Below are 14,044 nucleotides of genomic sequence, written 5' to 3' on the forward strand. Positions count from 1 at the left end.
TCGGACCTTTGCGAAGCCTGACGGAAAGGACGGCCGTGGCCGATTCGTTCGTGCATCTGCACAACCACACCGAATACTCCATGCTGGACGGACACGCCCAGGTCAACGCGATGTTCGAGGAAGCGGCCAGGCTCGGGATGCCCGCCGTGGGCATGACCGACCACGGGAACATGTGGGGTGCGGCGGAGTTCTACCGGGCGGCGAAGAAGTACGGGGTCAAGCCGATCATCGGCATCGAGGCGTACCTCGCGCCGTCCTCGCGGTTCTCCACCAAGCGCGAGTTCTGGGGCCAGCCGAGCCAGCGCTCCGACGACGTCTCGGGCTCCGGGGCCTACACGCATATGACCATGGTGGCGAAGGACGCGCAAGGGCTGCACAACCTGATGAAGCTCTCCTCGCTCGCGTCCATCGAGGGGCAGCTGGGCAAGTGGCCCCGGATGGACGCGGAGATCCTCGCCGAGCACGGGCGGGGGATCATCGCGACCACCGGCTGCCCGTCCGGCGAGGTGCAGACCAAGCTCCGCCTCGGCCAGTTCGAGGAGGCATGCGAGGCCGCCGGACGCTTCCAGGAGATCTTCGGCAAAGAGAACTTCTACCTCGAGCTCATGGACCACGGCATCGACATCGAACGCCGGGTCCGCGAAGACCTCTTGCGCCTCGGCGAGCGGTTGAAGATCCCCCCGCTGGCGACGAACGACTGCCACTACGTGAAGCAGGAGCATGCGCGGGGCCACGAGATCCTGCTCTGCGTGCAGACCGGCAAGACCATGTCCGACCCCGGCCGGTTCAAGTTCGACGGGGACGGGTACTACCTCAAATCCGCCGAGCTCATGCGCGCCGCGTGGGACTCGCAGGTGCCGGGGGCCTGCGACAACACGCTGCGCGTCGCCGAGCAGGTGGGCAGCTACGACGAAGTGTGGGAGAAACGCGACCGGATGCCGGTGTTCCCGGTCCCGGACGGCGAGGACCAGAACTCCTGGCTCGCCAAGGAGGTGGACCGGGGGCTGGAGCGCCGCTTCCCGGACGGGGTGGCCGAGGAGTACCGGGCCAGGGCGGCGTTCGAGCTCGACGTCATCAAGCAGAAAGGCTTCCCCTCGTACTTCCTCGTCGTCGGCGACTTGATCGCCTACGCGCGCAGCGTGGGGATCCGGGTGGGGCCGGGCCGAGGCTCCGCCGCAGGATCGCTCGTCTCCTACGCCCTCGGCATCACGAACCTCGACCCGATCGAGCACGGCCTGCTGTTCGAGAGGTTCCTCAACCCGGAGCGCCCCTCCGCCCCCGACATCGACATCGACTTCGACGACCGCAGACGCGGCGAGATGATCCGCTACGCCAGCGAGAAATGGGGCGCGGACCGCGTCGCGCAGGTCATCACGTTCGGCACGATCAAGACGAAAGCCGCGATCAAAGACTCCGCGCGCGTGCTGCACGGCCAGCCCGGCTTCTCCATCGCCGACCGGATCACCAAGGCGCTGCCCCCGGCGATCATGGCGAAGGACATCCCGCTGTCCGGGATCACCGACCCCGAGCACGAGCGGTACAAAGAGGCGGCCGAGATCCGCGAGCTCATCGCGAGCGACCCCGACGTCGCGAAGATCTACGAGACCGCCCTCTCGCTGGAAGGCCTGATCCGCAACGCGGGCGTGCACGCCTGCGCGATCATCATGTCCAATGAGCCGCTGATCGACACGATCCCGCTGTGGAAGCGCGCGCAGGACGGAGCGATCATCACCGGCTGGGACTACCCGTCCTGCGAGGACATCGGCCTGTTGAAGATGGACTTCCTTGGGCTGCGAAACCTCACGGTCATCGGGGACGCCATTGAGAACATCCGCCAGAACCGGGGGATCGAGCTGGACCTTGAGACCGTGCCGCTCACCGACCCGGCGACTTTCGCGCTGCTGTCGAGGGGCGAGACCCTCGGCGTGTTCCAGCTCGACGGCGGCCCGATGCGCGACCTGCTGCGCCGGATGCGCCCGACCGGCTTCGGCGACATCGTCGCCGTCCTGTCGTTGTACCGGCCCGGCCCGATGGGCGTGAACGCGCACAACGACTACGCCGACCGCAAGAACGGCCGCCAGCAGATCAAGCCGATCCACCCCGAGCTGGAAGAGCCGCTCAAGGAGATCCTCGCCGAGACCTACGGCCTCATCGTCTACCAAGAGCAGATCATGTTCATCGCGCAGAAGGTCGCGAGCTACTCGATGGGCAAGGCCGACGCGCTGCGCAAGGCCATGGGCAAGAAGAAGCTCGAAGTGCTCCAGGCGGAGTACGAGGGCTTCGCGGCGGGCATGCTCGGCAATGGCTTCTCCGAGGCCGCGATCAAGGCGCTCTGGGACACCGTGCTGCCCTTCGCGGACTACGCGTTCAACAAGTCGCACGCCGCCTGCTACGGCCTGGTCGCGTACTGGACCGCCTACCTCAAGGCCAACTACCCGGCGGAGTACATGGCGGCCCTGCTGACCTCGGTGGGCGACGACAAGGACAAGGCGGCCGTTTACCTCGCGGACTGCCGCAAGATGGGCATCACGGTCCTCGCGCCTGACGTGAACAAGTCCAGGGTGGACTTCGCCGCGGTGGGCGAGGACATCCTGTTCGGGCTCTCCGCGGTGCGCAACGTCGGGGTGGGGCTGGTGGAGTCGATCATCCGCACGCGCGAAGCCGAGGGCGCGTTCACCAGCTTCTCGGACTATCTCGCCAAGGCGGATATCGCGGCCTGCAACAAGAAAGCGGTGGAGTCGCTCATCAAAGCGGGTGGCTTCGACGCGCTCGGGCATCCCCGCAAGGGCCTCTACCTGGTGCACGCCGAGGCTGTGGACGCGGTGATGGGCACGAAGAAAGCCGAGGCGCAAGGCCAGTACGACCTGTTCTCCGATTTCTTCGAGTCGGGGTCGCCCGAGCTCGCGTCCACCTTCGAGACGCAGATCCCAGACGAGGAATGGGACATGAAGCAGAAACTCGCTTTGGAGCGGGAGATGCTGGGCCTGTACGTCTCCGGGCACCCTCTCGCGGGTTTAGAGCAGGCGCTCGCGGCGGCGACCGACGTGTCGATCCGCTCGATCCTCGACGGCGAGGTGAAGGACGGGACGAGCGTGAAAGTCGGCGGCGTGCTCTCCGGGGTGAACCGGCGGGTGAACAAGAACGGCGCGCCGTACGCGAGCGCGCAGCTCGAAGACCTCGTCGGCGGCATCGAGGTGTTCTTGTTCCCGCAGAACTACGTGGCGTACGGCGAGGAGTTCGTCGAGGACACGGTCGTGCTCATCAACGCGCGGGTGAACTTCCGCGACGACCGGATCGCGCTCATCGCGAGCGATGTGAGCCACGTGGAGCTCACCCCGCAGACCTCGGCAGGGACGTTGCGCCTCTCGGTCTCGGAGAGCTGGTGCAACCCCGACTCGGTCGGCCAGCTGCGGGAGATCCTCGAACGCAACCCCGGCCCGACCCAAGTGCTCCTGGACCTGCACCGCAACGGCAAGTCTCTGTCGTTCCGGCTGGACGAGGCGCTCACGGTGACCCCCTCGCCGGAGCTCTACGGGGATCTGAAAGCGCTGATCGGCCCGAACTGCCTGGCCAATTAGCCTTCGGGGCGCTCAGGCTCCTTGCTGCGCTCTGATCGCCTCTGGTTGAATTGCGGTATGGCTCTCGACCTCGCGCTGGACCGGGTGATCCTCGACGTGCCCGATCACGAGCTGGCGGGGGCCGCGTACGCGCGGTTCCTCGGGAGGGAGGCCGGGGCCGAGCCCAGGGTTTCGAACGCGGCGGTGCAGCTGGGCCGCCCGGCGTGGGCTCCCAGGCCGGGGCTGGTTTTCTCCTCGGAGGACTACGAGGGGGCCGTGCGACTCTTGACCCGCCGAGGCCTCCCGCTCGTCCCGGCGGCCGCAGAGGAGACAGGGGACGGGCGGCGCGCGGCGGCGGGCGTCGTGAACGGTCTGTTGCTTGGCGTGGTCGAGCGGGCCGAGGCCGAGCCGACGGCGGGGGATATCGCCGCCATCGACCACGTGGTCGTCTCGACCACGCACCTCGACCGGATCGTCGCCGTGCTCGGCGGCAGGCTCGGCCTGGACCTGCGGCTGGAGCAGAAAATGATGAAGGTGGTCAAGCAGCTTTTCTTCCGCTGCCAGAACACGGTGGTCGAAGTGCTCGTCAAACCAGGTCTGCCGGGGAAAGCGGACTCGATCTGGGGGATCGCGTGGCGCGCCGACGACATCGAGGCGACCCACGCGCGGCTTGTGGAAAGCGGAGTGGAGGTCAGCGAGATCCGCAAGGGCCACAAGCCGGGGACGCGGGTCGCCACGGTCAAAGACCCCGGTTTGGCCACGCCGACCCTCGTGATCGAGCAGCGGACCGGATAGGCTGGACGGCTATGTTTTCCCTTCCTGGCCCCGGACTCCTGTTGAAATCTCTGATCGGACGGGGGATGGTGTGACGATGTCGAGTCCAAGGGCGAAATCCTCTGCAGTCCCCCGTGTCGCGGTGTTCGGCAGCGTGAACCAAGACTTCGTGCTCCGCGTGCAGCGGCCCCCGCATCCGGGGGAGACGGTGCTCGCGAGGTCGCTGGAGCGTCTGCCGGGCGGCAAGGGGGCGAACCAGGCGGTCGCCGCGGCGCGGGCGGGGGCAGTCGTCCAGTTCATCGGATCGTTCGGGGAGGACGAGGTCGGGGCCGTGCTGCGCGGCAGGCTGCGACGGGAGAAAGTGGGCCTGACCGGGAGCATGACCGTGCCGGGTCCGAACGGGGTCGCGGTGATCTTGGTGGACGACACCGGGGAGAACGTCGTCATCGTGCCGCCGGGGGCGAACGACAAGCTGGCGCTGACCGAAGCGGCGGAGAGCGTTTTGACCAGAGTCGACATGCTGCTGTGCCAGCTCGAAGTGCCGTTCGACGCGATCGTGGACGCGTTGCGGGCTTCGAGGGAGGCAGGGGTCTTGACGATCGTGAACTTCTCCCCGGTCCCGCCTGGGTCGTTCCCCTCGGAGTTGTTGGAGCTGGCGGACGTGCTGGTCGTCAATGAGGGCGAGGCGCGGGAGCTGGGCGAGCGGCTGCGCGGCGTGCGCCACGTGGTGACGACTCTCGGGGCGCGCGGAGCCCGCTACCAAGGTCCGCGCGGGGAGGTCAACGTGCCCTCGCCGAAGGTGCAGCCGGTGGACACCACAGGGGCTGGCGACGTGTTCGCAGGGGTGCTCGCCGCCTCGTGGCACCTCGGGCCCGAGCAGGCGCTGCGGCGGGCGGCGGTCGCGGGGTCGCTCGCGACGCTTGTGCCTGGCGCGGGGAACTGCGCGCCGACCTCTGAAGAGATCGACCAGGCGCTGGACGGGCTCAGGGCCTAGTCACGCTCCGGCTCCTTGCGTTCGGGCTCCGCCTCCTCGGACGTGCTCCGCGCGACCATGCGCGGAGTCTAGGTGATGTCGCGGGTCCGAGCGCGCCACCACCCGAGCCCGAGGATCAGGACGGCCCACACGGCGAGGGACGGGGGTCCGTACGCGAGCATGGTGATCCCGGTGTTCTGGTCGGCCCCCGATTTGTCGAGCACGATGGCAGAGCCGAGGAGGGTCTGTCCCGTGGCGCTCACGGGGAGGAACCGGGCCGCGGCGGCGGCCCCGGTTCCCTGGCTGCTCAGCGTGATGAAGCCGAGGATGAGCCAGAGGAGGGGCTCGCCGGGGAAGGACCAGAAGGCCTGGGCCACCGTTGCGGAGAGCGGGCTGCCGGCCAACAGGCCGAGCCCGGTGCCGATCCAGGTCCACAGCACCGCGACGAGGACCGACGCGAGGCAGACTCCCGCCACGAAACCGGCGCTGATGCTGGAGCGGTGCAGGGTGCTGGACTCGAACGAGCCGAGGAGATAGGTCGCGAGCACCACCACGAAGTCCAAAACCAAGCCATAGCCGATGCCGAACAGCGTGGTGACCAGGAGCTTCGCCGCGATGGCCCGGTCTCGGGAGCGGGCGGTGGCGTAGGTGTGCGCGATGGTCCGGTGCTGGAATTCCGACGCGGCGTTGACCCCGGCGAAGATGCCGCAGAACAGGATCGTGAGCGCTCCGGCCGCGAAAAACCCCGCGTAGCCGAGCAGCAGGGTCAACACGCTGAAGAGGCTGGAGCCGTACCGGTGGAACGCGTCCTCGTCGCCCTGGACCCCCGCGAGGGCGGCGAGTCCCGCGACCGTGGACAGCGCCGTGATGACGAGCGGGGCGGTGAGCAAGATCCACCAGAACCGCAGCGAGCGGACTTTGCGCCACTCGGACTTGACGAGCCGCAAGAACTCGGGGCGCTCTTTCTTGGCGGCCGCCGGGCCGAACGCGGTCGTGGTCATGGTGCGGCCCTCTTGGCCACGTATTGCGGCGTGACGAGGGAGGTGTACAGCTGGTCGAGGCCGACCGAGTCGTCCGCCTGGCCGAAGAGCGCGATCTGCGCGGCCTCGGCGATCCGCGCGATCTGGTCGCGGTCGAGCCCGGTGACGAGCAGCCTGCCGTCCTCGGTGGGCTCCGCGCTGATGGCCCCGCGCTCGCGCAGCGCTGCGCGCAACGCCGCCGGGTCGGAGCTGGCGACGTAGGTGCGCGTGGCCTGGGCTCCGCGCAGGGTCTCCAACGAGCCTTCGAACACCACGGCTCCCTGGCTGATGACCACGAGATGGTCGATGGTCTGCTCCACTTCGCGCAAGAGATGGCTCGACATGAGCGCCGTGCCGCCCGCCTGCGCGAACTCGCGCAAAAACCCGCGCAGCCAGGCGAGTCCTGCGGGGTCGAGCCCGTTGGCGGGCTCGTCGAGGATGAGGATGCGCGGGTCGCCCAGCAGGGCGGTGGCGATGGCGAGGCGCTGGCGCATGCCGAGGGAGTACGCCTTGGGGCGCTCTGCCGAGGCAGAGCCGAGCCCCACAGTTTCGAGCGCCTCTTTCGCCTTGGAATCGGGCACGCCGAGCGCCGCGCAGTAGATCTTGAGATGGTCGACGGCTTTGCGGTTCGGATGCATGCCGTTCGCGTCGAGCACGCCCGCGACGACCTTGCCAGGGTTGCGGGCCGAGGCCAAGGGCGAGCCCTCGACGAGGATCTGCCCGGAGTCGGGGCGCACGAGGCCGAGGATCGCCCGCAAGGTGGTGGATTTGCCGCTGCCGTTCGGGCCGAGGAACCCGGTCACCGTTCCGGGGTTGACGCTGAAGGAGAGGTCCGAGATCACCGTGTTCCCTCGGTATGACTTGGTGAAGCCGCGCACTTCGACAGCAGGCGCAGCGTCTGCCGTAGACGCTGCGCTTTGCTGCTGGATGACCGCTCCGGTGAGCGGGTCAGCGATGGCCGTCATGCGGCCTTCCGAGCTTCATCGTGTCTGGAGACTACACGAACAGGGCGAGCCCGAGAGGGGCCGCGCAGCTCGGAGGGCGTGTCCATGCGGCGCGCTACGACATCTTGATGCCGAACTTCTCCGGGTCGAATCCGAACCGCTTCGTGTTGAACCGGCTCTTCGTGAGGAACCAGAGCCCGAAGCGGGTGCCCCAGGCGAGGATGTCCTGGTAGCGCCCGCCGAGGATCCGGGGGAACAGGTCGATCAGATACGCGTCGGGGCCGACGAGGATGCGCGGGGAGTTCCATCGGATGCCGCGCACGATGATGCGCGCGGCTCCCTCCGGGCTGGTCGCGGCGACCCGGTGGAACCACTTGCGGGCGGTGTCGGGGTCGTCGGTCGCCTTCGGGTTGGCGGCGATGTTCGTCCGGACCCCGCCGGGGTGCACGACAGTCGCGCGGACCGGCTTGTTCTCGGCGATCAGCTCTTGGCGGAGGCACTCGGTGAAGCCGCGCACCCCGAATTTCGACGTGCAGTAGCCGCTGCCGAACGCCGCTCCGACGAAACCTGCGACACTGGAGATGTTGACGATCTGGCCTTCGCCGGACTCGATGAGGTGGGGCAGGAACGCCTTGGTGCCGTTGATGACGCCGTGGAAGTTGATGTTGAGGATCCAGTCGATGTCTTTCCAGTCCATCGCTTCGACGCTGCCGCCCATGGCCACGCCCGCGTTGTTCACGATGACGTTGACTTTGCCGAAGTCGGCCCGGACCTCGGCCGCGTGGGCGATGACCGCGTCGCGGTCGGCGACGTCGAGCGTGTAGGCCTTCGCCTGCGCGCCCAGCTTTTCCGCGAGGCAGACGGTCTCGGCCACAGAGGCGAAGTTCACGTCGGAGAGCGCGAGGCGGGCTCCTTTCTCGGCGAAATTCAACGCGAGCGCCCGGCCGATGCCCGAGCCGGCCCCCGTGATCGCTACGACTTTGTCGCGGAAATCCTTCATATTTATCTGAGTCTCCTGGTAGCAGATATAATTGTGTGAGTCACCCTACAGCACCGCCGGAAGAGTTGTCCACGCCCGGCCGAGGAGGAAGGCTGTGGTCCTCGGCGTCACACGCCCGCTGCCGCCTCCAGCTCGGCGAGCGAATCCTCCAGATGGCCGAGGATTCTCGGCAGGTGGGGCACCTTCGAGCGGCAGCCGGTGAGGCCGAAGTGCAGCGCGTCGGCGGTGCTGGTGACGGTGATGTTCAGCGCCAGCCCGTCCATCGCGATGGAGGCGGGGTAGAGGCCGACGAGCTCGGCCCGGTTCCAGTACCTCGCGGTGCTCGGCCCTGGCACATTGGCGATGCCGATGTTGAAGGCGGGCGCGGCGCGGTCGCGCATCACCGGGAAGCCGCCGAGCCCCGCGGGAGCCGTGTTGATCAGGCCGGTGACGACTTGCTGCAGCGGGGTCATCGTCGCGAGCATGGACTTGGCGCTGCGCACGGACCTCACGATGGCCTCGAACCGTTCGCCGGGGTCCGCCTTGTCGGTGGCGAGGTTCGCCAGCAAAGAAGTGATCGCGTTGCCCGCGTTTTGGTCCCCCTCCTTGCGCATCGACACCGGGCAGGCCGCCACCAGAGGCTTGTCCGGCAGCGCCCCCTGCTCCGACAGGTACGCGCGCAACGCGCCCGCGCTCATCGCGAGCACCACATCGTTCACGGTCCCGTCCAAAGTCTTGCCCAAGGTCTTCACGCGCTGCAGCGGCCACGACCGGGCGGCGACCCTGCGGGCCCCGCCGATGGGGACGTTGAGCATCGTCCTCGGCGCCTGCATCGGTCGGACCAGGCCGGACCCCCGGACGAGCCCGGCCCCGTAGCGGGCCAGCCCCGGAGCCACTTCGGCCGCGCCCTTCGCGGCGGCGCGGGCTCCTCGGATCATGGCAAAGGGGCCCCTCGGGGCGACGGCGGCCTGGGCCGGCTCGCGCCGTCCGCGCTGAGCCCACACCGCGGGGCAGTCAAGCGCCTCGGAGTCGTCGGAGAGCGTCCGCAGCAGAGTGCGCAGAGCGCCCACCCCGTCGATGAGGCTGTGGTGCACTTTCGTGTAGATGGCCAGCTTGCCGTCGGCGAGGCCTTCGATGACGGCAAGTTCCCACAGCGGGCGGTGCCGGTCCAGCGCGGCGCTGTGCAGGCGGGAGACGAGGGCGAAGAGCTCGTCCATCCCCGCCAGGCTTGGCAGGGCGAGGCGGCGCACGTGGTACTCGAAGTCCAGCTCGGGGTCGGTGGCCCAGCGCAGCGCGCGGGCGCTGGCGAGCGGCTGCCCCGGCCGTCTGCGGAAATCGCCCGAGACGTCGGCGGTGGCGAGCAGCTGGTCGTGGAAGACCCGCCCGTAGTCGGGGCCGGCTTCGGGCGGCGGCTGGAACAGCTGCACGGCTCCGACATGCATGGGATGCTCGCGTGACTCCATGAGGAGGAACATGGCGTCGCTGATCGGCATGAGAGGCATCGTCGGCTCCTTCTGCGGCAGCGGTGGCGGGTGGGCGGGGCTACGAGCGCTACCTCACAGACATTACCGAAAGTAGGGCGGATCTCATGGAAGGAAATGGAAAAGAGTATGTAAACACCGGCCCGCTTTCCGGAGAACCGCCAGGGCAGGGGGTGGGGACGAGCGTGTCGGCTGTTCGGATCTCATGGAGCCCGGCAGCCCGAGGCCACGGCCACGTCGCCCACGTCGTCCGCGATGCGAATGAGCTGCCCGCCGTGCCGGATCGAGAGGCTGTCGATCCGGTTGTAACCGGGAGCCGCTGTCGCCTCGGTGACGACGACGCTGTCCCCGTTGGGCAGCGTGACGTCGAGCAGGAAGCCGTCGGGGTCGATCTGCGTCCACTGGTCGCCTCGGAGCTCCCACACGCTCGGCGTGCGCGCCGCCCGTTGCCCCTCGGGGCGGAATATATCGCAAACAAGGGCGTTGCCGCTGATGCGGAGCTTGCTGTCCACGGTCCACCACAGCTGTCGGATCTCGTCGTACGGTTCCGCTTGCGGGAAGGGAGTGCGCAGCACCCGGCCTCCTGGCCATGACGAAGAGAGGTCGAATTGGACGATCCTGGTCCCGACGCCGCAGCTCGCGCCGCCCCAGGCGGAGTCGGGGTACGCGAAATTTTTTCCGTCCGGGCTGAAGAGCCCTGGTCGGTCGTTCTCGGCCTTCGGGATATGGCCGAGATCGCGCGTCGATCCGTCCGGGGCGACGAGGTAGAGGTGGTCGGCGAAGCCGCGCGCGCCTGGGTAGGTGTTCATCCTGCCGAGCACGACCTTGCCGCCCCCCGCGCCGACGAGGTAGCCGCCGCGCACGCAGGTCGGGCAGTGCTCGTTCTCCGCTTGCTCTTCGGCGTTCGGCTCCGGCAGCGCCACGCTGCGGAGCAGCCTCGGCCCCGGATCTTTGTCGCCCAGGTCCATCGCGATCAGCCGCCTCGGAGCCGACACAGTCTCCGCCGCCGAGCGTTGCGAGCTGTCGGTCCCGAGCCAGACGACGCTGCTGCCTTCGAGAGCGCGGACCTCGTCCCCGTACGCGAGCTGCTTGTCCGCAGGGGCGGGGAGGACGCGGACGGCGTTGGAACGGGCGTCGATCACGACCAATTGCGCTTTGGCCGTCCCCGATGGGCCGGGCCGGAATGTCCTCGCCATCGTGTAGAGGAATCTGCCGTCCTCGGTGAACTGGGGCGCGTCCAGCCGCCATTGCTTGTGAGCGGTCTTCGGGTCCGGCCATCTGGCGGTTTCGGCTGTGCCGCGCAACAGCACGAGGCTGTCCTTGTCGGCCGTCGTGTAGGCGATGGGCGGCGCGTCCGAATCCATCGGCGCGCGCTGTCCCTGCCCCCGCAGCCCGAGCGCCACGACCCCGCAGAACACGGCGACGGCGACGATGGCGGAGGCGAGCCTGGCGATGGCGGGCTTGGTCACGACGCCCGCCTCCAATCCGATGGGGCGCAGGGCCCGAAGATTCGGTGGATGGACGACAGCATGATTCCCCTCCGTGTTTCACCGCCTGGCTTCTCGTCCCGCCAGTCTGCGCGCTTGGAGGAGGGGAGCAGTCGCGGGAATAAAGCGGGAATAAAGCGGGAATAAACGGAGCCGGGGGCTGGTTGAGCTGATCGACAGAAGTTGAGCGATGTATACTCAATTTTGATTGACGAACTGAAAACAATGTGGCAGACTTGAGCGCGACTCGCTGAAGTCTCTCGAAAGAACAAGGAGAAAGACAACTATGGCTCGTGCAGTAGGCATCGACCTCGGCACCACCAACTCCGTGGTCTCGGTCCTCGAAGGCGGCGACCCCGTCGTCATCGCCAACTCGGAGGGCGCGCGGACCACGCCGTCCGTCGTGGCCTTCGCCCGCAACGGCGAGGTGCTCGTCGGCCAGCCCGCCAAGAACCAGGCGGTCACCAACGTCGACCGGACCATCCGCTCGGTCAAGCGCCACATGGGCAGCGACTGGACCGTCGAGATCGACGGCAAGAACTACACGCCGCAGGAGATCAGCGCCCGTGTGCTGCAGAAGCTCAAGCGGGACGCGGAGTCCTACCTCGGCGACACCATCGCCGACGCGGTGATCACGGTCCCGGCGTACTTCAACGACGCGCAGCGCCAGGCCACCAAGGAGGCCGGGCAGATCGCGGGCCTCAACGTCCTGCGCATCGTCAACGAGCCGACGGCGGCGGCGCTGGCCTACGGCCTCGACAAGGGCGAGAAGGAGCAGACCATCCTGGTGTTCGACCTCGGCGGCGGCACCTTCGACGTGTCCCTGCTCGAGATCGGCGACGGCGTCGTGGAAGTGCGCGCGACCTCCGGCGACAACCACCTCGGCGGCGACGACTGGGACCAGCGGATCGTCGACTGGCTGGTCGAGAAGTTCAAGAGCACTTCGGGCATCGACCTGACCAAGGACAAGATGGCCATGCAGCGCCTGCGCGAGGCGGCGGAGAAGGCGAAGATCGAGCTTTCTTCCAGCCAGAGCACCTCGATCAACCTGCCGTACATCACGGTGGACGCGGACAAGAACCCGCTCTTCCTCGACGAGCAGCTGACCCGCAGCGAGTTCCAGCGGATCACCTCGGACCTGCTCGAGCGCACCCGCGCTCCGTTCCAGCAGGTCATCAAGGACGCCGGGATCTCCGTGAGCCAGATCGACCACGTGGTCCTCGTCGGCGGCTCCACCCGGATGCCCGCCGTCACCGACCTGGTGCGCGAGCTGACCGGCGGGCGCGAGCCCAACAAGGGCGTGAACCCGGACGAGGTCGTCGCGGTCGGAGCCGCCCTGCAGGCGGGCGTGCTGCGCGGCGAGGTCAAGGACGTGCTGCTCCTCGACGTCACGCCGCTCTCGCTCGGCATCGAGACCAAGGGCGGGGTGTTCACCAAGCTCATCGAGCGCAACACGACCATCCCGACCAAGCGCTCGGAGACCTTCACCACCGCTGAGGACAACCAGCCTTCGGTGCAGATCCAGGTCTACCAGGGCGAGCGCGAGATCGCGGCGCACAACAAGCTGCTCGGCTCCTTCGAGCTGACCGGCATCCCGCCCGCGCCGCGCAACGTCCCGCAGATCGAGGTCACCTTCGACATCGACGCCAACGGCATCGTGCACGTCACCGCGCGCGACAAGGGCACCGGCAAGGAGAACCGGATCAAGATCCAGGACGGCTCGGCCCTCTCCAAGGAGGACATCGACCGGATGATCAAGGACGCCGAGGCGCACGCCGACGAGGACAAGGCCCGTCGCGAGGAGTCCGAGGTGCGCAACCAGGCCGAGAGCCTCGCGTACCAGACCGAGAAGTTCCTCAAAGACAACGAGGACAAGGTGCCCTCGGACGTCGCGGAGAAGGTGAACGGTGCGGTCGGCGAGGTCCGCAAGGCCCTGGAGGGCACGGACCTGGCCGCGATCAAGCAGGCGGTCGAGAAGCTCGCCGAGGAGTCCCAGGCGGTCGGCCAGGCGATCTACGAGGCGTCCGCCTCCGAGTCCGCCTCGGCGGGCGAAGGGGCCGCCTCCGCCGCGAGCGCGGACAGCGACGTGGTGGACGCGGAAGTCGTGACCGACGAGACCGACGGGAAGAGCCATGGCCGAGCCTGAGACTTCGGCCGAGCGCGAGCCGGTCACCATCACCGACCGCCGTCGGATCGATCCGACGACCGGGACTGTGCGAGACTCGGAAGCTCCTGAGCAGGCGCCGGAGGCGCCTGCTCAGGAGGCCGGGGAGCCTGGCCCCGGAGCGTCGGAGCAGGACGAGGCGGCGCAAGACAAGATCGCCGAGCTCACCGAGGACCTTCAGCGGGTGCAGGCCGACTACGCCAACTTCCGCAAACGGACCGAGCGCGACCGGGCCGGCGTGATCGAGGCGGCGAAGGCCTCCGTCTACGCCACGCTTTTGCCGGTGCTCGACGACCTCGGCAGGGCGCGCAGCCACGGAGACCTCGAGTCGAGCCCGCTGAAATCGGTGGCGGACAAACTCCAGCAGGCCTTCGACAGCCAGGGGATCGTCGCCTTCGGCGAGGTGGGCGAGCCGTTCGACCCGCAACTGCACGAAGCGGTGCAGCACACCGGCGAGGGCGACTTCTCGGTCGTCGCGGCGGTCTACCGGCAGGGGTACCGGCACGGCGAGCGGATCTTGCGCACCGCGATGGTGGTCGTGGAGGACGTGCAGGCCCCGCCGCACGACACGACGGAACAGCCCGAGGCGAGTCAGGAGCAGCCCGCAGATCAGTGACAGTTCTAGAATCAATGACAGCGAAGCATCAGTAGGAGAGGAGGTGACGC

Annotated in this window: 10 protein-coding genes; 5 read left to right on the plus strand and 5 right to left on the minus strand. The window is 68.2% G+C overall.

Features of this window, described 5'->3' with window-relative positions:
* Window positions 1–80 precede the first annotated feature (80 nt).
* The 3 genes from dnaE (at window position 81) to HMPREF9336_RS09340 (ending at window position 5,325) form a co-directional block, all read left to right on the plus strand.
* Window positions 81–3,578, plus strand: coding sequence for a DNA polymerase III subunit alpha (dnaE, locus tag HMPREF9336_RS09330; protein ID WP_244431646.1), 3,498 nt, complete (start codon window positions 81–83; stop codon window positions 3,576–3,578).
* 57 nt (window positions 3,579–3,635) lie between these two features.
* Window positions 3,636–4,352, plus strand: a complete 717-nt coding sequence (locus HMPREF9336_RS09335; RefSeq protein WP_007471209.1) for a VOC family protein — start codon at window positions 3,636–3,638, stop codon at window positions 4,350–4,352.
* A gap of 76 nt (window positions 4,353–4,428) precedes the next feature.
* On the plus strand, window positions 4,429–5,325 hold the full coding sequence (locus HMPREF9336_RS09340; RefSeq protein WP_021030417.1) for a ribokinase: 897 nt from the start codon (window positions 4,429–4,431) through the stop codon (window positions 5,323–5,325).
* A 68-nt stretch (window positions 5,326–5,393) separates the two neighbouring features.
* Here HMPREF9336_RS09340 and HMPREF9336_RS09345 read toward each other — a convergent pair whose 3' ends face one another.
* From HMPREF9336_RS09345 to HMPREF9336_RS09365, 5 genes are all read right to left on the minus strand, one after another.
* Window positions 5,394–6,305 carry an ABC transporter permease gene (locus tag HMPREF9336_RS09345; RefSeq protein WP_007471211.1) on the minus strand — a complete coding sequence of 304 codons (912 nt, stop codon included), beginning with the start codon at window positions 6,303–6,305 and terminating at the stop codon, window positions 5,394–5,396.
* The gene (locus HMPREF9336_RS09350) at window positions 6,302–7,288 is read right to left on the minus strand and encodes an ATP-binding cassette domain-containing protein (protein ID WP_007471212.1); all 987 of its coding nucleotides are present in this window, start codon (window positions 7,286–7,288) and stop codon (window positions 6,302–6,304) included. The genes HMPREF9336_RS09345 and HMPREF9336_RS09350 overlap by 4 nt, the downstream gene beginning before the upstream one ends.
* Window positions 7,289–7,382: 94 nt before the next feature.
* Window positions 7,383–8,267, minus strand: coding sequence for an SDR family NAD(P)-dependent oxidoreductase (locus HMPREF9336_RS09355; RefSeq protein ID WP_007471213.1), 885 nt, complete (start codon window positions 8,265–8,267; stop codon window positions 7,383–7,385).
* 107 nt (window positions 8,268–8,374) lie between these two features.
* On the minus strand, window positions 8,375–9,748 hold the full coding sequence (locus HMPREF9336_RS09360) for a WS/DGAT/MGAT family O-acyltransferase (RefSeq protein ID WP_007471214.1): 1,374 nt from the start codon (window positions 9,746–9,748) through the stop codon (window positions 8,375–8,377).
* A gap of 182 nt (window positions 9,749–9,930) precedes the next feature.
* Complete coding sequence (locus HMPREF9336_RS09365; protein ID WP_007471215.1) at window positions 9,931–11,196, minus strand: hypothetical protein; 1,266 nt, start codon at window positions 11,194–11,196, stop codon at window positions 9,931–9,933.
* Window positions 11,197–11,500: 304 nt separating this feature from the next.
* Between HMPREF9336_RS09365 and dnaK the strand changes: the two genes are divergently transcribed.
* Window positions 11,501–13,360 carry a molecular chaperone DnaK gene (gene dnaK, locus HMPREF9336_RS09370; protein WP_007471216.1) on the plus strand — a complete coding sequence of 620 codons (1,860 nt, stop codon included), beginning with the start codon at window positions 11,501–11,503 and terminating at the stop codon, window positions 13,358–13,360.
* Window positions 13,347–13,994, plus strand: a complete 648-nt coding sequence (gene grpE / locus HMPREF9336_RS09375; RefSeq protein ID WP_007471217.1) for a nucleotide exchange factor GrpE — start codon at window positions 13,347–13,349, stop codon at window positions 13,992–13,994. Before dnaK ends, grpE begins: the two co-directional genes overlap by 14 nt.
* Window positions 13,995–14,044 lie beyond the last annotated feature (50 nt).

The organism is Segniliparus rugosus ATCC BAA-974 (assembly GCF_000185725.2).
Lineage (GTDB): Bacteria > Actinomycetota > Actinomycetes > Mycobacteriales > Mycobacteriaceae > Segniliparus > Segniliparus rugosus.

What these genes read in the sequence shown, in the direction of transcription:
- dnaE (WP_244431646.1), top strand. Translation starts at nt 81, where the DNA reads ATGCTGGACGGACACGCCCAGGTCAACGCGATGTTCGAGGAAGCGGCC.
- HMPREF9336_RS09335 (WP_007471209.1), top strand. Translation starts at nt 3,636, where the DNA reads ATGGCTCTCGACCTCGCGCTGGACCGGGTGATCCTCGACGTGCCCGAT.
- HMPREF9336_RS09340 (WP_021030417.1), top strand. Translation starts at nt 4,429, where the DNA reads ATGTCGAGTCCAAGGGCGAAATCCTCTGCAGTCCCCCGTGTCGCGGTG.
- HMPREF9336_RS09345 (WP_007471211.1), bottom strand. Translation starts at nt 6,305, where the DNA reads ATGACCACGACCGCGTTCGGCCCGGCGGCCGCCAAGAAAGAGCGCCCC.
- HMPREF9336_RS09350 (WP_007471212.1), bottom strand. Translation starts at nt 7,288, where the DNA reads ATGACGGCCATCGCTGACCCGCTCACCGGAGCGGTCATCCAGCAGCAA.
- HMPREF9336_RS09355 (WP_007471213.1), bottom strand. Translation starts at nt 8,267, where the DNA reads ATGAAGGATTTCCGCGACAAAGTCGTAGCGATCACGGGGGCCGGCTCG.
- HMPREF9336_RS09360 (WP_007471214.1), bottom strand. Translation starts at nt 9,748, where the DNA reads ATGCCTCTCATGCCGATCAGCGACGCCATGTTCCTCCTCATGGAGTCA.
- dnaK (WP_007471216.1), top strand. Translation starts at nt 11,501, where the DNA reads ATGGCTCGTGCAGTAGGCATCGACCTCGGCACCACCAACTCCGTGGTC.
- grpE (WP_007471217.1), top strand. Translation starts at nt 13,347, where the DNA reads ATGGCCGAGCCTGAGACTTCGGCCGAGCGCGAGCCGGTCACCATCACC.